At 46.1% G+C, this 15,596-nt stretch carries 20 protein-coding genes; 13 read left to right on the top strand and 7 right to left on the bottom strand.

Annotation, left to right across the window (positions count from 1 at the left end):
* The first annotated feature begins 11 nt into the window (after window positions 1–11).
* From hutX to BCT27_RS26010, 5 genes are all read left to right on the top strand, one after another.
* Window positions 12–536, top strand: a complete 525-nt coding sequence (hutX, locus tag BCT27_RS23810; protein ID WP_017008945.1) for a heme utilization cystosolic carrier protein HutX — start codon at window positions 12–14, stop codon at window positions 534–536.
* On the top strand, window positions 533–1,063 hold the full coding sequence (hutZ, locus tag BCT27_RS23805) for a heme utilization protein HutZ (RefSeq protein WP_017008944.1): 531 nt from the start codon (window positions 533–535) through the stop codon (window positions 1,061–1,063). The genes hutX and hutZ overlap by 4 nt, the downstream gene beginning before the upstream one ends.
* 114 nt (window positions 1,064–1,177) lie before the next feature.
* A complete protein-coding gene (locus BCT27_RS23800) occupies window positions 1,178–3,349 on the top strand; it encodes a TonB-dependent hemoglobin/transferrin/lactoferrin family receptor (RefSeq protein WP_102396986.1) in 2,172 nt (723 codons plus the stop codon).
* Window positions 3,350–3,556: 207 nt separating this feature from the next.
* Complete coding sequence (locus BCT27_RS23795; RefSeq protein ID WP_102396985.1) at window positions 3,557–5,359, top strand: ABC transporter ATP-binding protein; 1,803 nt, start codon at window positions 3,557–3,559, stop codon at window positions 5,357–5,359.
* Window positions 5,360–5,642: 283 nt separating this feature from the next.
* Window positions 5,643–5,861 (top strand): GDCCVxC domain-containing (seleno)protein, encoded by a 219-nt coding sequence (locus BCT27_RS26010; RefSeq protein WP_102396984.1) that lies wholly within the window; start codon window positions 5,643–5,645, stop codon window positions 5,859–5,861.
* A 54-nt stretch (window positions 5,862–5,915) separates the two neighbouring features.
* Here the strand turns inward: BCT27_RS26010 and BCT27_RS23785 are convergent, their stop codons facing one another.
* Complete coding sequence (locus BCT27_RS23785; protein ID WP_017008941.1) at window positions 5,916–6,248, bottom strand: cupin domain-containing protein; 333 nt, start codon at window positions 6,246–6,248, stop codon at window positions 5,916–5,918.
* Window positions 6,249–6,482: 234 nt separating this feature from the next.
* Between BCT27_RS23785 and BCT27_RS23780 the strand changes: the two genes are divergently transcribed.
* A complete protein-coding gene (locus BCT27_RS23780; RefSeq protein WP_102396983.1) occupies window positions 6,483–6,701 on the top strand; it encodes a hypothetical protein in 219 nt (72 codons plus the stop codon).
* A 447-nt stretch (window positions 6,702–7,148) separates the two neighbouring features.
* Here the strand turns inward: BCT27_RS23780 and BCT27_RS23775 are convergent, their stop codons facing one another.
* Window positions 7,149–8,021 (bottom strand): ribonuclease T2 family protein, encoded by an 873-nt coding sequence (locus BCT27_RS23775; protein ID WP_102396982.1) that lies wholly within the window; start codon window positions 8,019–8,021, stop codon window positions 7,149–7,151.
* Between the two features lie 323 nt (window positions 8,022–8,344).
* Between BCT27_RS23775 and BCT27_RS23770 the strand changes: the two genes are divergently transcribed.
* Window positions 8,345–8,971, top strand: a complete 627-nt coding sequence (locus BCT27_RS23770; protein WP_102317851.1) for a YiaD family glycine zipper/OmpA-like lipoprotein — start codon at window positions 8,345–8,347, stop codon at window positions 8,969–8,971.
* 210 nt (window positions 8,972–9,181) lie between these two features.
* Entirely contained in the window at window positions 9,182–9,388 is a 207-nt protein-coding gene (locus tag BCT27_RS23765; protein ID WP_017008937.1) for a hypothetical protein, read from the top strand.
* A 134-nt stretch (window positions 9,389–9,522) separates the two neighbouring features.
* On the opposite strand, the gene BCT27_RS23760 is transcribed toward BCT27_RS23765, so the two are convergent.
* The gene (locus BCT27_RS23760) at window positions 9,523–9,798 is read right to left on the bottom strand and encodes a hypothetical protein (RefSeq protein ID WP_102317852.1); all 276 of its coding nucleotides are present in this window, start codon (window positions 9,796–9,798) and stop codon (window positions 9,523–9,525) included.
* Between the two features lie 315 nt (window positions 9,799–10,113).
* On the opposite strand from BCT27_RS23760, the gene BCT27_RS23755 reads away from it, so the two are divergent.
* Window positions 10,114–10,590 (top strand): hypothetical protein, encoded by a 477-nt coding sequence (locus BCT27_RS23755; RefSeq protein WP_102317853.1) that lies wholly within the window; start codon window positions 10,114–10,116, stop codon window positions 10,588–10,590.
* Window positions 10,591–10,819: 229 nt separating this feature from the next.
* Window positions 10,820–11,131 (top strand): hypothetical protein, encoded by a 312-nt coding sequence (locus BCT27_RS23750; RefSeq protein ID WP_102317854.1) that lies wholly within the window; start codon window positions 10,820–10,822, stop codon window positions 11,129–11,131.
* Window positions 11,132–11,226: 95 nt separating this feature from the next.
* Here BCT27_RS23750 and BCT27_RS23745 read toward each other — a convergent pair whose 3' ends face one another.
* The gene (locus BCT27_RS23745) at window positions 11,227–11,727 is read right to left on the bottom strand and encodes a P-loop nucleotide/nucleoside kinase family protein (protein WP_102396981.1); all 501 of its coding nucleotides are present in this window, start codon (window positions 11,725–11,727) and stop codon (window positions 11,227–11,229) included.
* A 39-nt stretch (window positions 11,728–11,766) separates the two neighbouring features.
* Window positions 11,767–12,165, bottom strand: a complete 399-nt coding sequence (locus tag BCT27_RS23740) for an ACT domain-containing protein (RefSeq protein ID WP_102396980.1) — start codon at window positions 12,163–12,165, stop codon at window positions 11,767–11,769.
* 243 nt (window positions 12,166–12,408) lie between these two features.
* On the opposite strand from BCT27_RS23740, the gene BCT27_RS23735 reads away from it, so the two are divergent.
* Complete coding sequence (locus tag BCT27_RS23735; protein ID WP_102396979.1) at window positions 12,409–12,633, top strand: DUF6500 family protein; 225 nt, start codon at window positions 12,409–12,411, stop codon at window positions 12,631–12,633.
* Between the two features lie 52 nt (window positions 12,634–12,685).
* Entirely contained in the window at window positions 12,686–13,081 is a 396-nt protein-coding gene (locus tag BCT27_RS23730; protein WP_102317858.1) for a VOC family protein, read from the top strand.
* 72 nt (window positions 13,082–13,153) lie between these two features.
* On the opposite strand, the gene BCT27_RS23725 is transcribed toward BCT27_RS23730, so the two are convergent.
* Complete coding sequence (locus tag BCT27_RS23725; protein WP_102396978.1) at window positions 13,154–13,666, bottom strand: hypothetical protein; 513 nt, start codon at window positions 13,664–13,666, stop codon at window positions 13,154–13,156.
* Between the two features lie 337 nt (window positions 13,667–14,003).
* Complete coding sequence (locus BCT27_RS23720) at window positions 14,004–14,804, bottom strand: delta-class carbonic anhydrase (RefSeq protein WP_422386148.1); 801 nt, start codon at window positions 14,802–14,804, stop codon at window positions 14,004–14,006.
* A 570-nt stretch (window positions 14,805–15,374) separates the two neighbouring features.
* On the opposite strand from BCT27_RS23720, the gene BCT27_RS25520 reads away from it, so the two are divergent.
* Window positions 15,375–15,536, top strand: a complete 162-nt coding sequence (locus BCT27_RS25520) for a hypothetical protein (protein WP_157939250.1) — start codon at window positions 15,375–15,377, stop codon at window positions 15,534–15,536.
* Window positions 15,537–15,596 lie beyond the last annotated feature (60 nt).

Genomic DNA, 15,596 nt, shown 5'->3' with positions numbered 1-15,596 from the left:
GTAGTAACACAATGCAACAAGCGATTATCGTCACCTCTGAAACCAAACAGCGCGTTGCTGAATACCTTGAGCAAGATATTCATACCCCTGTTTCGAACATGGTAGACAGTCTGAAATTGACGGAAGGCGAAATCACGCTGGCACTGCCAGAAGAAATGATCGCGCGCGCAGATGGCGCATTGGCACAAAGCATTCTTGAAGTCATGCCTACGTGGGGCAAAGTGACCACCATCGTGCATTCTGGTGGTTCAGTCTTTGAATTTAAAGCGGCATTCCCGAAAGGCAAACTGGCTCACGGTTACTACAACCTGATGGGCCGTGAAGGCCAATTACACGGCCATCTTCGTCTTGAGCTTGTGTCTGACATCGTATTCGTCAGCAAACCATTCCGTGGCACTGAAAGCCATTACATTGGTTTCTTCGACAGCACAGGTCATTGTGTATTCAAGATTTACCTGGGTCGTGACAAAAAACGTCAGCTATTCCCAGAACAAATTGAACTGTTTAATGCCATGAAACAGGAGTTGGCAAAATGATTGATAAGGCAGAACGTCTACAAAACCGTCTAGGTCCAGAAATCCAAGAATTCCGCGATGCGCGTAAGACGTTGCAATTGGGTACTGTTGATAAAGATGGCAAACCGCATACCAGCTATGCACCGTTCGCGTTTTCAGAACAGGGTTACTACATCCTTGTGAGTGACCTTGCTACCCATGGTCAAAACCTGAAACACAGCAAAGCCGTATCGATCATGATGATCGAAGACGAAAACGAAGCGCGTTCTATTTTTGCTCGCCGCCGTTTGTCGTTCGACACCAATGCAGAGCTTATCGAGCGTGAATCTGCGCTTTGGCAGCAGGGCATCGACGTGATGCAAACACGCCTTGGCGAGATGATCGACAACCTTAGCCAGCTAGGTGACTTCCGTCTATACCGCTTAAACCCAGTGATTGGCCGTTACGTGAAGGGCTTCGGTCAAGCTTTCGACGTAACAGGCGAAGACCTGCTTTCTATCGTGCACCTCAATGAAGGTCACGTTCAGAAAATGAAAGAAGGCATGTAACGCTTTCAACTAAGGCTCTGGGTCCTTCAGAGCCTTTCATTATAAAAATAATAATTTTTTCGTGCTGAATTCAGCGTGAGCGGCCTTTTATTGCCTAAAGAAAGAGTGAAGGTTATGACAATTAAGAAAAACAAACTGGCACTTCTCGTCAGTCTTTTCTGTGCGGGAAGTGCTGCCGCACAGGAAGTGTACACGTTTGATGAAGTGGTTGTTTCAGCAACCCGTAGTGAACAAAACATCAGTGATGTTGCGGCTTCAGTCGATGTTGTTGATAGTAAAAACATCGAAGAAGACTTAGCGCAAGATCTAGAACAAGCCATTGCCAATGAGCCGGGCGTTTCTATGCCAGGTACAGGTCGCTTTGGTAACTCAGGCTTCAACATTCGTGGCTTGAGCGAGAATTACGTAAAAACCATGGTTGATGGCGTCGAACAGCCTACCTCTTTCGACCCTGGCGCAGATGTCATGCGCAAATATAACAACAACGTAGAAACCGACACGCTTCAGCGCATCGAAATCAACAAAGGCCCATCATCAAGCCTTTACGGAAGTGACGCTTTAGCGGGTGCCGTGATTATTCGCACCAAAAATCCTGAAGATCTTCTGGCTGACGAAGGCGACGATACCTACGCCGCAGTGAAAACGGGCTACTACAGCGTTGATGAAAGCTACAAAGCAACAGCAACGATAGCTAACCGCACTGGCGACTTGGAAACCTTACTGATTTTCACGCACCGTGATGGACATGAAACAGCGACGCACGGAAGTGGCGCAGACATTGAAAACCGCGATCGCGGGCAAGCTGACCCATTCGACATCAATTCTGACAACTTGCTTGCGAAGGCGTTCTACCAACTGAATGACGATCACCGTATCGGCATGACAGGTGAAATTTTTAATCGCGAAGCTGATGGCTTAATTCTGTCGAATGAAGGCTATGAAATCATGCCGGGCTTCGTGTATACCCGCAACAGTGCAAGCGATGAAGACAGACGCAAGCGCTTGACCTTCGAACACGATTGGCAAGCTAACCTGATTGCGTTTGATCGCTTGAAATGGCACCTAACAGGGCTAGAAAGCGAAAGCCTGCACAACACATATGATGAAACACCAGCGCACGGCTACCGTAATCGCATGCGTAACGGTGAAGACAAGAGCGTTCAGCTTGATGCACAGTTCGATAAAGCGTTTGAGCTAGACACGAGCTACCACGAAATCAGCTACGGGTTTAACTACATTACTAATGAGTTCAACCTTGATTACCGTGACATGTACTTAGAAGGACACAAAGCGGGCACGTTTGAAAACAAAGACGGTGATGTACCCAATGCTGAGTCAGTGAAGTGGGGCATCTTCATTCAAGATCAGGCTTTCTTCTTAGAAGAGCGTTTGGTGCTTAATGCTGGCCTTCGTTACGATAATTTTTCTGCAGAACCGAAAGGGACATCGGATTATGCTAAGTCAGAAAGTGACGCTGTAACGGCGAAATTAGGTGCAGTATACCATTGGAATCAGCGTGTTAGCTCTTATGCCAACATCAGCCAAGGCTTTAAAGCCCCAACGCTGCAAGACTTGTACTACTTCTATGAAACAGATGCGGCTTATGGCGCTGTTTATGAAGCAAACCCAGATTTGAAGCCCGAAGAGAGTGTTGGCTACGAAACAGGCCTGCGTATTACACAAGACTATGGCCGCTTTGATTTTGCCGTGTACTACAACGATTACAAAAACTTTATCGAAGGCACTAAGTTGGCTGACGACAATGGTGAAGGTAAAGAGTTGTGGTCTAAGCAGAACATCAGCAAAGCGGAAATCTACGGTGCTGAGTTCAAAGCACAACTGGCGTTGGATGTACTGATGGATGCGCCGACAGGCTTATACTCAGATTTCAGCGTGGCCTACACCCAAGGTAAAGACAAAGAAAACGGCGAAGCGTTAGATACCGTGTCTCCACTTTCTGCTTACTTCGCATTGGGTTATGCCGACGTAGAAGGCACTTACGGCGGTAAAGTGGCGGTGAAAGCGGTCGCCGGTAAGTCAGACGATGATTGGAGTAACGCAAACGGCAACGATAACGTCACCGCACCTGGTTACGCTGTCACAGACGTAACCGCGTTCTACCGCCCAATGACAGACTTAACGCTTCGTGCAGGCCTGTTTAATGCCTTCGACAAGAAGTATTGGGAATACACCAACCTGATTGGCTCGGAAGCAATAGACCAAGGACTTGATCGTCGCACGCAGCCAGGACGTAATTGGGGTATAGAAGCCGAATACGTCTTCTAACGCGATAAACAGAAAACCTCTGTAACGTGTTAGTGATAAACACCCCGGTTCAGCCGGGGTGTTTTTGGTTTCAGCTAAACGTGTTTCAAGTGGCAGAAAGCCTGCCGTATTTATTAATCCCGCAACAAGGTGCGTTACACTGTCTGAGTAGGCTTCATTCAACAGCGACAATGCCCCTCTATAACGATAAGAAAAATTGGAGACTCAGTGAGTAAAGGTGTTCTAACCGAGCTATCAACAGGATGGCTTATTCAACAGGCGAAAAAGCAAAAGAAACGCCTGATTATCGCAAACATCATTGCCGTATTCGCCACCTTAATCAGTGTGCCAATTCCTTTGCTTATGCCGCTGATGGTTGATGAAGTGCTATTGAATCAACCAGACAAAGGCATCGAATTCTTTAACCATCTTTTGCCAGAATCTCTCCAACAGCCAGCCAGTTACATTGTGTTGGTGCTAATGATGGTGATCGTCATGCGTGTGGCGAGCCAGGCATTAAACATTTGGCAGAGCCGACAGTTCACGCTGGTATCCAAAAACATCACCTGTTTCATCCGTCAGCAGCTTCTCGACAAGCTCGGGCGTGTGAGCATGAAAGAGTTCGAGCAGCGCGGTAGCGGCGGTGTGAGCTCGCATCTTGTGACAGACATTGAAACCCTCGACAACTTTATTGGTAACAGTCTTAGCCGATTTGTGGTGGGTGTGCTGACCGTCTTTGGCACCGCGATCATTCTATTGTGGCTGGATTGGATGCTCGGTTTGTTCATCTTGTTGGTGAACCCTTTGGTGATTTTCCTTTCCCGTAAAATGGGTCAGCGTGTTAAACACCTCAAGAAAGCAGAGAACCAATCCTTTGAGCGCTTCCAACAGCGTTTGGTGGAAACCCTTGATGGTATTTATCAACTGCGTGCAGCAAACCGCGAGAAAGCCTACCTCGATGTATTGAAGCAAGATGCTGATGCTATCCGTCATGATGCAGACAAATACGCGTGGCAATCAGAAGCAGCAGGGCGCATTTCCTTCCTCATGTTCCTCATTGGCTTTGAGCTGTTTCGTGGTGCTGCCATGTTGATGGTGTTGTTCAGTGATTTAAGTATCGGTCAGATCTTTGCTGTGTTTGGTTACTTGTGGTTCATGCTGAGCCCGATCCAAGAGCTGCTTGGCATTCAGTATGCGTGGTTCAGTGCATCTGCTGCCATGAAACGCTTGAATGGCCTGCTTGCGCTAGAAGAAGAGCAAATTATCGAAACTAAAAGCGAAGACCCTCTTGCGAAGTGCGATACCTTTGGCGTTGAAGTAAATGATGTCACGTTCGCTTATGACGACGAGAGAACCGTACTTAATGGTTTGTCACTGTCATTGCCAGCAGGGAAGCGCGTTGCCTTGGTGGGGGCGTCTGGTGGCGGTAAATCGACGCTTATCCAGCTTCTACTCGGCCTTTACCGTAAATCTGATGGCGACATTCTGATTGATGGTGAATCCGTTGATACCCTGGGTTATGAGACCCTTCGTCAGCATACTGCCGTGGTGTTGCAGCAACCGGTTATTTTTAACGACACGCTTCGTGCAAACCTGACGCTAGGCCGAACCGACTTTACCGATGAGCAATTATGGCAATCGCTTGAAATTGCACAATTGGGCGAAGTGGTAGAGAAGCTTGAAAACGGATTGGAATCGCAGCTGGGCCGTCAAGGCTTGAAGCTTTCAGGTGGCCAACGTCAGCGTCTTGCCATTGCTCGCATGATCCTCACGAATCCTAAACTGGTGATTCTGGATGAAGCGACATCAGCACTGGACACAGCAACAGAAGCGGCACTGCATGAAGCGCTAAATAACTTCCTGCAAGGGCGCACCACATTGATCGTGGCGCACCGTTTGTCTGCGGTAAAACAAGCTGACCTGATTTACGTGCTGGAAGATGGCAAAGTGGCGCAATGTGGTAGCCACCAAGACCTGGTGAATGCTGATGGCGTTTACCAAACCTTGTACGGCAACCTTCAAGCGGGCTAACACCTCGTACTAACCACTGATTGAAAGCCTCGCAAACGCGAGGCTTTTTTGTATTGGTTGTCCCGTCCTAAATAAGGTTGGCATGATAGATACGCAATTTGTTCCATGTACATAAGTGAGAACAAGGAATAAAAACTCAGCAAAACGTAAGGGTAAATTGTCAGGTCGTGATGTAAAGCCGAGGTTCTTAAATCCAAATTGGAAAGTGCGTGAAGTCTGTTCCACCATTAACAGACCCTAATGAGTAACCAGTAATTTACTTTTCTAGATGCAGTGAGAGCCAATGAAAGTCATTTTGAAGTCGGACGTAACGTGTCCCAATTGCGGACATACGAAAAAAGAACTCATGCCCATCGGGGAGTCGCAGCAGCACTACGAATGCGAAAACTGCCATGAGGTATTGTTGGTTACGGAAGGCGGGTGCTGTGTCTTTTGTTCCTATGGCAGTGTGTGCTGTCCACCTGTTCAGGTGAATGGCACCTGCACGAAAAAACTGCACTAAACGCGTCTATCAAACAGTGTTACTGACTCACTGATATCTCTTTGCTGACACCATTCATTCTTTATCGCGATAAAACACCGCTAACCAAACGGTTTCTTGGTCTGGATCTGTCCAGCTAACACGGTGTTTTGTATGGGCAGGTAGCGTTACCTGATCGCCTTTGCGCATTGTTAGGCGTGAACCATCCTCGAAGGCCAACTCCGCGTGTCCTTCCAATACCATCACCCACTCGTGCTCATCTTGGTCATACCAATCTGTATCAGGGGTTGTTTGTCCCCGCGACACTATTCTCTCAATTCGGACAAACGGGTGTTTAACTATTTCATCAAAAACTTCGGCATTTCGGGCGTTTGGAAGGTTTTCTAATAGGTTGTTTTGTTTAAACATGCTTTCACACTCACTGCTACGCAACTCATTGATTAAAAGTAATAAACATCTTAGCTGTATGTCGTCAAAGGTCAGAAAGAAGAGGGGGCATAAGGGAAACTTATGCTCAGAACACACGGCATAATTACAAAATCATAACAATTTCGCTTCCGTCTCATAAATGCATCACAAATCGAAAGTGATATGAAATTACACTCAGCGCGTTAGAGGTCAATTTATACCAAGGAGATAACGATGAGTGTACATATGTGGTATTGCGATAGCTGTAAAACTGAAACTGGTCACGAAGTGCGTGAGCAAGGCCACCACGATCCTGCCGTTCGTGCGAAGGCAACCCCGCCTGCAGGCACACATTCAGATTCAACAGAGTGTACTTGTACGGCATGTGCCAATGTTCAATGGGTAGATCCTGTCGATATCTTCCATCTCGACGTGCATGACTTTGGTGATTAACACCACTTACAGCATCTTCCATGAATAGAAGCTCACAGAAAGTGCGCCAACGTGGTCGGCATATGATGATGTAGACATGAATGAGGGCAGAGTTTTTCTGCTCTTTTTGTTTTACCTCTTGCCACACACCACCATCCTATTCTTCTTTTACGTTCTCTGTATTCCTATGCCATTTCATGTAGTGAATATTACATACCTTAACGCACTATAACTTAGACTTTGTAGTTTATATCTCAATGCATAATAACCGGTTTAAATTGTTCGCCGCTTACCTATCTAATTGATAATAAATAGATAATGTAAAGATAAGCCTATCAGGTGTAGGGGAGTATTCGCTGTGGAGGCTACGCAGTCACACAAAGAGTGATGGGTAATTAAAAGAAAAACGCCCTCCAATCACGGAGGGCATTTCTTGTTTTTCTGTCTTGGTTTCGGAGAAACCGACGCTTAAAGCTCTCTCACTTTTACGTTTTTGCCACATGAGCGTTCCATTTCTGCACAGGCTTCAGCGATGCCTTCTTTAGAGAAACAGATACGGATTTCATCGAGCGTGTTTTTTGGGCCAGAACCTTCATCACAGGCCAATTCGATCATGTTTGCTTTCAGGCGAGGGTTCTTGTCGATAACCGCTTGTCGGATCTCGTCTTGAGAAAACTTCCCTGACGACAGATCGGGCAAAGAGAGGGAATCCCATAATTGGCCGGTGAAGTCATAATACTCCGAGCGAGAAAGGCCAGAGCAGGTGCCGTGTTTCTTCCATTCATGGCTAATCAGGTAATCTGATGGCATAAACGCGAAGATTTCCTTCTTGTTAATCTTGTCCACCATGTTTGCTGGCACGTCGCAGTTGCCTGGGTAGCCTTTGTTGTATTGTGGCCACAAGCCATGAACTATCCATTCACGGGAACACTGTGGCTGGCCTTTGCCTTTTACAAGACAAAACTCTGGTGAATAGCTCAACGCTAACTTGTAGTAATCAAATTGTCCTGCCACATGCTTGTTATCGCTTCGCGAATACTTCTTCGATTTTGTTGGATTAGTGGTTTTAACCGTGCCGTTCTCCTTCACAGTGCCACAATCCGTTTTCGTCCATTTGTCGCCGCTGCCATCGATACGAATACGCACAAAGTCTTTGGCAGCGTTGTTGTAAGTCAGCGTTTGATACGTTGTACCGACATCTAACGTAGGTAAGCCTTTGGTTGATAATTGCTTAATGCGCTGCGCATAAGGACATTCTTGCGTGGCAGTAAAGGTGTCGGCGAGAGAATGCGAAGAAAAAAGCACCGCCGCGAAGATAAAAGGGACGTTAAGGCGTTTCATGTCTAAACCTGAATAGGGAAAGGAGAGATAAGCATACTGATAACCGCTGCCCATCTTGTCTAATTAGCGATACTTATGCCGCTGTTAGCATGGCATTTCAAGTGCCTGCTGGTGGATTTATCAATAAAAAACAACAAAACGTGAAAAAGAGATTGTCTCTTATCGCAACCATGTGATTGAATAAAACGCTGTACAATAAATTATGGCACATTGACTTTCGCCTGACATTTCAAGCTTTTCGAGCTCGTAATATCCGTCGAAACAAGCAATGCGCAAACATGCTCAGGATAGGGCATGCACAATAACAGTGGAGATCTCTCACTATGCGTAAATCGATCCCAGTCATCACATTGGTGGCAGCGTCAATTATTTTAGGTGGATGTGCGACAAACACAGGCAGCGGTGCTGCAATTGGTGCCGCGACAGGTGCCATCTTGGGTAAAGCGACGGGCAACCACAAAGACAAACGTATTTTCATCGGCGCAGCCATTGGTGCATTGGCTGGCGCTGCTGTGGGTCAGTACATGGACCAACAAGAAGCCGCATTCCGAGAAGAACTTGCAGGTTCAGGCATTGAAGTGGTGCGTGAAGGAGACAACATTCGCCTTGTCATGCCTTCAAACATTACGTTTTCGAGCAACCAAAGTAATATTTCACCAAGCTTTGACGAGTCGTTGGATGCCGTTGCGAAAGTCATGAACAAATACGACAAAACGTTCTTGAGCATTGAAGGGCACACAGACAGTACAGGCGATGCGGCTTACAACATGACACTGTCAGAAAAGCGCGCGGAAAGCGTGAAACGCTATCTGAAAATGCAGGCCGTGAATGCAGATCGTTTGTATGTGACGGGATACGGTGAAACGCAGCCATTGGTGTCGAATGATTCCGCGGCAAATCGCTCTAAGAACCGTCGCGTAGAAGTGCAGATCGTCCCAAACACCGCGTGATGATATGAAATAACATACTGTAAAGATTGAGAAAGGAGCCCAACGGCTCCTTTTTCTTACTTCAGATTCAGACAAGAGTATGAAAACGGTATGAAATTAACGCGAGTATCTCACTTGGGGCAGAAAAATACGCAATTAGGCTAGAGCACTTCGCAAGTAAGTAATACCATACGTGGAAATTACAAACCTAATCGTGAAAGGAATTTATTGATGGCATTAGTCGCTTGCCCAACCTGTGAAAAACAAGTTTCTAAACGTGCGCTTGCATGTCCTGGTTGCGGAGAACCTGATCCAGCGCGCTATCATTCTCGCAATACTTGGCTTGGCCGTCTTTTTTGGCTAGCTGTTTGGGCTGCAATTGGTGCGCTAGTTTGGATTAAAGTGGTTCCGCTTGTAATGGATGTATTCAAACAGTAATTCATTCCAACAAACACTGTACGGAGGAGAAGAAACGCAGTCATTTTGCGCTTTCGCTTCTCCGTTTTCTCTTCTTCTTCATTTTTCTTCGTCAGTCAGAATGCCATCTTCGACGCCACAGACATGACCCCCTGTTACTGCACGTTATCGTATCGTCTTGGTTGTTGGTAAACGTCGCAATCTTGCCAATCTGTAATGCTAAGGTGAGTGAGTAACACACCAGGCGAACAATCTCCGACCGCAATTTTATAGAAAATCAGTGCCGTTTCTTCATCACCACCGAAACATTTTTGAATAGAACAGATCGCATTGTCTTTTTCCGTCCCTTCGCTCACTAACTGGCGAACCCAGTCATACTCCATAGCGCCTTCGTTTATGATGGTTTTTCTTCCCAATGTGAATGCGGCCATCTTTCAGCTTCCTTATGAATATTAAAGAGTTGTGACAGAAACGTTATTACGTTTATTAAAACGTAAAAGACCACGTATTAACTCGATTCACGTCGCAAAAATATGCATCAAATATAATATGACATTCGCTAAAAAGTCATGAAAACGGCAGGAAATGCAGCGAAAAAAAGGCTTCGCATTGAACAAACTCTGCAAATTGAGTCAATTTTTATAACCCATAACACAATTTTTTTAGTCCATTCGAGGATCAGAATTAAATCGATGTTAGCCTGACCCGGTTCATTGGCCACATACTTAAAAACTATGAAATGGATTTTGTCGAACTGGCTTCGAAAGAAGAAATACGAAAAGTTCTTTGGTCGTGTGGAAGAGGATTTCTTCAAAAACGACAAGTACAGACCTTATATCGAAGAGAAGATCCTCGAATCACTGCGAGATAGTCAAAACACCAAGCCCAAAAGGGCAGTGAAAATTGTGCTTGCGTGTATTCGTCAGTCGTTACTTGATAAGTATTTAAGCGAAAACCGCTACATCCGCTTCTTGGAAGACAACAAGCAAGAATTCTTTGCAGCCAGCGAAGAGGGCACAGACGTTGCTCAAGGCTACGAGAGACTCATTCAGAACTTCATCCACAACAAGCAGATAGAATCTTCAGATTACATCGCTTCCCACCTTCCTAAATTCTACAGAAAGCTTGCCAAAGAGTTAGATGTTGATATCAATTACCCGATGGGCGAGAAAGGCGAACAAGACATGCTGGACGACATCATCATGATCCTCAACAACAAATAGTCGCCAGCAGAGCACGGCTCGTGCCCAATTTCACAGTCTCTTTCTCGAATTTATATATCAATATTCTGTATAACGTTATGTTGTTAAACAATAAAGCGAAGATATCGCGTGACCTAGGGGCATGGCGATGAGTCATAGGGTAATTGTTTTAGCAATGGCTAAAATGCACCCTTGCCGAATTTTCAAATTGGATTAATATATACTGTATATATAAACAGTAGTAACGTATATGCCAGCGATTAGATACCAGCACAATTACAAATCAGTGGTGCTTTCTGATAAGAATTTGCACCTCAAACATCCATTGCTCCCGGCTTTCCTGAAAGACGGGAGCCTTGTTTACTATCCGTTTGGTGGGTTTGTGCGACGTGAAGTGTTGACGTATGAACAGTACGTAAAACTCATGTTCATTAGCGCTTTCTCCCACACGGAAGAAGGCAGTGCATGGGAAGACATCACCAGCCACAAGGTGCTCGGTGTGTTCATCAAAGGGGAATACTTTGTCGTGCTTTCTGAAGGAAAGCCCATCATGGTGCAGTGAGCACGTGGCTTAAAACTTTCGCCGTAAAAAAAAGCGAGTAAAAACCGTCATATAAATCCCCCCATCATCATAGATGAGAGCTCTGTTATCTTCGTTTATGTATCGCCGTCACAAATTGTGTGAATGTTCAGATTTTCTTCTTCAGAAGGTGCTTCAAAATATGCGGAGACATGATTAAACATTTCTTCTGTATCAAAGGCTTGCCGTTCAGGTATCGCGAGTCTGCGTTGTGCTATTTGGCGTAAGCAACGTGCATCACTTCTATCTAGAAAGATAAGTTCATGTGATGCAGAGATAAGATTCGCCAATTCTACGAACCATTTTCGCTGCGTTTGCGTGTTTGCTGGGAAGTCCAACACCACGTTTGTTCCCGCCTTCAGAATGCGCTGAACATGGTCATGAACGAGGGGTTTCATGCGACGTGAGAACATCAAATAGTCATCAAAGCTGTTAATTTGATTCGGATACAAGGCAGTCAGCCATTCATCCTCAGAGAGTAAAACGGCATTCTTTTCTTGGGCCAACGTGCCAGAATACGTCGATTTCCCCGCGCCCATTTTGCCGCAGAAAAAGTAGAGGGTGCCAACAGACTGCATGTAACGCTCCGAATCATATGAACGAGATAGGTTTACCCATCAGCCTTGCACAAATTCCTGCAACGCCGCCAATGCAGGTTCTGCTTTTTCGGCCTGAACGAAAATATGATCGTGATAATACGCAGCAATCACATTGGCACTGATACCTTTATCCGCCAGTTTGGTGGCAACGGCCGCAGTTAGGCCAACCGCGTCAAGGCTTGAGTGAACGGTCAGCGTGATTTGCTTATATACGCCTTCATAGTTAAGCCCAGCTTGATCTGCCGCGGATTTGCTAACGAGCAAGGTCATGCCTTCTTCCTCTTGGAACGTCGCACGAGGGTTAAGCGCAATATACTCACTCAAGACGCCCGATACTTTACAAAACACCCACTCGCCGTCAATGAGCGCAGGGTGCATTGACGCTAACAACTGATCGAGTTCTTTGATGCCTGCCATGATGATGTCCTTATGGTGAGTGCCGATGTGTACCGACGACATTGATTCCGCTTTCTATGTTTCGCCATCATCTTCGATTCAGCATGGGCAACACAATGCCAAACGCCATGAAAACGCCCTGATCGAAGAATAAATGCCAACACCGTCAAACTCCCCAAAGTGCCACTTTTACGCGGAACTGTTTAAATATACAGTAGTGGTTGTATTTGCATCATAAAACCACGAAATAAGGAGCAAAGCGCAATGCATCCCATGCTTCGCGAGAAAATGTTGAAGGTGTGCCAACAGAAAATAGAGAAAAAAGGCGAGGGCGTGAATGTGTCCTTCTATGCCTTTTTTGCCAATAAGAACGACAACCCTGAACAACTCATGGACGCAGCCACATGGTGGATTCAAACGCACAAGCTCGACCACTTTGAAAAAGCCACCAAGATCTTGTCCTTGGTGCGCGAAGACGTTGATGGATGAAACATATCACCAACAAACGCACCAATAACCCAAAGCATTCTAGGAGTATGCCATGACCATTTTTAGCCACGTCACGTTAGGCACCAATGATTACGAAAAAGCCGCGTTATTCTATGATGCCGTGCTCGCGCCACTGGGTATGCATCGCGTGCCAAAGCCTGCCGGTAAACCGCTCAAGTATGCAAAGGGGGATGAATTCACCGTGCTCTACATTTATCTCCCGTTCGACGGAAACCCAGCCTCATGGGGAAATGGCACGCACGTCGCGTTCTTAGCAGAAAGCAGAGATGCTGTTGATGCGTTTTATGCGCAAGCCATAGCAAAGGGCGGTGTTGATGAAGGCAAGCCAGGGCTGAGAGAAAACTACAGTGCCAATTACTACGCCGCGTATGTGCGGGATTTAGATGGGAACAAGCTACAAGCGGTCTGTTATGCAGAGCAGGCGTGAAAAGGTTAACTTATGGAAATGAAGCACGTCGCCCAGCAACGTGCTTCAGTAATCATGATTGCACAAGCATCATTATTGAACAGGCATCATGGGATATTGTGGGTCAACCACTTTCACAAAAGCGACTTTTTCAGCCATGTGACAAGCGTTGCACACCGCTTTTGTTGTTTCGTATGTTTCCCAAATCTTCTCATCGTCTTTTGAATCAATGGCAGCCTGCATCACTTTCCATTGGGAATCAATAAACATGGCATCGGCGTTGGCTTTTCGTGCAGGGCGACGCACTGTGCCATTCACGATCGTTTTCTTTATCTTCTTCCATTGATACGTTGCCATATCGTAATTCTGGTTTTTAAGCGCAAAGTAAAACGTATTAAAGCGTGCGCCAGTCTCGAACATGGTCATGTCGAAGCCACGCATTTGTTTTTGAAGCACTTCGAATCGCTCATCATTGGTTTCTTTATTCATCACCCAATCGTTTTGGCCTTTGAATTGCGTCACGGTCGCAGTGGCCGTTGCGGATGAGAGCAGAGCAGGGGTTAGCACTAAACCGATACACAGGGCGCGTTTTAATATTGGCAACATTGTTCACCGTCCTTATTTCATTGTGATTTATTGAGCGTTGACAGGCTAACGCAATCAAGAAGACGAGGGATACAGTGAAAGCAGGGTATTAGAACGAGAGAGCATGAATAGAGCATCAATCAATGTATTAATACGCACTGCGTCATGATGAGAAAACGACATAACATCGACAAATTATTGATAGATAACGCTTTAAATTTCACAACTCCTGACAAGTGCGCATTAATAAATAGTGTTATGGTAAATAGGAAGGCAAGAAAAGAGGCCATGAGTCTTGCAGAGAAAAGGGCGCACTGACACGGCTAAAGCACGTGCTGCGCACCCCAATCGTTAAAGATTACTTCTCGATGTCAGAAAGCAGATCTTTGTTAACCACAAGGTTTCTTACACCGTGTGCGTGGTCTTCATCAAAATCATTGCCTTCACACCACTCGCCAACGGTCGCGATGTTAACTTTGGCAATTTTTGGACGAACGCTCCATGTCACTTGGAACGGTGAGCCTTCTTCATTGTAACCTGGGCCCGTCGTTGAACCTGCGTACTGAATAGGCTTGCCTGTGTTGTTAGGAATGTTGATCGCCTGATGCACACCGTCTTTTTTCTCGTACTCATTCAGTTCTTCAAAATCCAGCGCATCGGCATCATTCACTACCACGTAAACTTGGGTTTCTACGCGCAGTTGTGGGTTTTTGTTCGCATCGTTAAAGCATGAACCCAAAGTCGCGCCTGGTTCAACCTGCGCAGTGGTATGTACATAGTGTACTTCAATGGTGTCACCCGGCTTTACGTCGCCATGTTTGCTTGGGCACATTTCGCCTTTCACCGGCGCCAGTTCAGCCGCCGTCAGTTGACCAGAATACTTGAAGCCGCTTTGGTAACCATGACCATCGCCATTACCCGCGTACTTAGTGAATTCCCCACCTTTATGCTCCGCATTTTTATGGAAGTGGATATTACACAAATTCATCTCTGTGTATGCCGGCGCAGCGTTGAACGATAACGTGTTGCTACCTGCAGTTGAATCAATGTCACGTGGCGATTGAGGGCCAAAGCCTTCGCCTTCAGTATTCTCTGCCAGCTCTTGACGCTGTTCCGCAATCACCTTGTCAGATACGTTCTCATGGCCGCTTTTTGCCATCGCACCAAAAGACGCGGAGACGGCGAATGCGATGATGCACAATTTGGTAGTTTTCACTGGTTCATTCCCTTATTCGTTGAAATCAGAGGGTCGGCACATAGAAATACGCAATGCTTTACGCGCCGATCTGCATTCACTAAGACTGCGAACACCTTAGAAGAGTAACGAATGTTAGACATGTTTTTTACCCAATCACCAAAGACCTGCCACGTATTTGAGGCAATTCTCTAAATTGCATCACATTGAAACAGACAGGTCGGCATGACTGTGAAGCAAAACAGAAACAGGGCGCATATTGATAGAAGCGTTGATAGAAGGGCGCTGATCAGAACGTAGTGCTGCACAGAAGAAACAAGCAACTTCCGCTCTTAGTGCATTACGTGTCGAATCGACCGCAAGCCTTAATTCAAACTCAATATTGACTCAAACCTCCGCTCTCATCCTCCAACTTTCCAAGGGGGAGTTAGTGGGGGGTGTTTGCTCGAAGAGCAAAGGATTTTAGCTTTGAGTCAGAGACAAAGTGAACGACCATGAGCGCCGCATTCGTGAACTAGAAGCCATGGTGACGAAATGTCTAAATCACTCACAGTAAAACAAGCAGGCCGTAAAGGTGGTAATGCGACGGCCAAAAGCTGGAAGAATGACCGCAAGTTTGCCGCCACCATGCGCAAGAAATTGAGCGCCGCAGGTAAAAAGGGCGCAAAGGCTAAGAAACAGGGGAGACTGTTTTGATAAAGCACGCCAGAAAGACAGCACGCAAGGTTGATAGAACGTTTGCGAAGAAGCGCAAAC

This window comes from Enterovibrio norvegicus (assembly GCF_002876705.1).
Taxonomy (GTDB): Bacteria; Pseudomonadota; Gammaproteobacteria; order Enterobacterales; family Vibrionaceae; genus Enterovibrio; species Enterovibrio norvegicus_B.
The sequence above is the reverse complement of the archived record's forward strand: the minus strand, read 5'-3'. Positions and strand labels throughout refer to the sequence as shown.

Bases quoted from the DNA above. Each gene is read 5' to 3' on its own strand.
- hutZ (WP_017008944.1), top strand. From the start codon at position 533: ATGATTGATAAGGCAGAACGTCTACAAAACCGTCTAGGTCCAGAAATC.
- BCT27_RS23745 (WP_102396981.1), bottom strand. From the start codon at position 11,727: ATGCAGTCTGTTGGCACCCTCTACTTTTTCTGCGGCAAAATGGGCGCG.
- BCT27_RS23780 (WP_102396983.1), top strand. From the start codon at position 6,483: ATGAGTGTACATATGTGGTATTGCGATAGCTGTAAAACTGAAACTGGT.
- BCT27_RS23735 (WP_102396979.1), top strand. From the start codon at position 12,409: ATGCATCCCATGCTTCGCGAGAAAATGTTGAAGGTGTGCCAACAGAAA.
- BCT27_RS23765 (WP_017008937.1), top strand. From the start codon at position 9,182: ATGGCATTAGTCGCTTGCCCAACCTGTGAAAAACAAGTTTCTAAACGT.
- BCT27_RS25520 (WP_157939250.1), top strand. From the start codon at position 15,375: ATGTCTAAATCACTCACAGTAAAACAAGCAGGCCGTAAAGGTGGTAAT.
- BCT27_RS23760 (WP_102317852.1), bottom strand. From the start codon at position 9,798: ATGGCCGCATTCACATTGGGAAGAAAAACCATCATAAACGAAGGCGCT.
- BCT27_RS23740 (WP_102396980.1), bottom strand. From the start codon at position 12,165: ATGGCAGGCATCAAAGAACTCGATCAGTTGTTAGCGTCAATGCACCCT.
- BCT27_RS23775 (WP_102396982.1), bottom strand. From the start codon at position 8,021: ATGAAACGCCTTAACGTCCCTTTTATCTTCGCGGCGGTGCTTTTTTCT.
- BCT27_RS23785 (WP_017008941.1), bottom strand. From the start codon at position 6,248: ATGTTTAAACAAAACAACCTATTAGAAAACCTTCCAAACGCCCGAAAT.
- hutX (WP_017008945.1), top strand. From the start codon at position 12: ATGCAACAAGCGATTATCGTCACCTCTGAAACCAAACAGCGCGTTGCT.
- BCT27_RS23800 (WP_102396986.1), top strand. From the start codon at position 1,178: ATGACAATTAAGAAAAACAAACTGGCACTTCTCGTCAGTCTTTTCTGT.
- BCT27_RS23750 (WP_102317854.1), top strand. From the start codon at position 10,820: ATGCCAGCGATTAGATACCAGCACAATTACAAATCAGTGGTGCTTTCT.
- BCT27_RS23720 (WP_422386148.1), bottom strand. From the start codon at position 14,804: ATGGCAAAAAGCGGCCATGAGAACGTATCTGACAAGGTGATTGCGGAA.
- BCT27_RS23730 (WP_102317858.1), top strand. From the start codon at position 12,686: ATGACCATTTTTAGCCACGTCACGTTAGGCACCAATGATTACGAAAAA.
- BCT27_RS23725 (WP_102396978.1), bottom strand. From the start codon at position 13,666: ATGTTGCCAATATTAAAACGCGCCCTGTGTATCGGTTTAGTGCTAACC.
- BCT27_RS26010 (WP_102396984.1), top strand. From the start codon at position 5,643: ATGAAAGTCATTTTGAAGTCGGACGTAACGTGTCCCAATTGCGGACAT.
- BCT27_RS23770 (WP_102317851.1), top strand. From the start codon at position 8,345: ATGCGTAAATCGATCCCAGTCATCACATTGGTGGCAGCGTCAATTATT.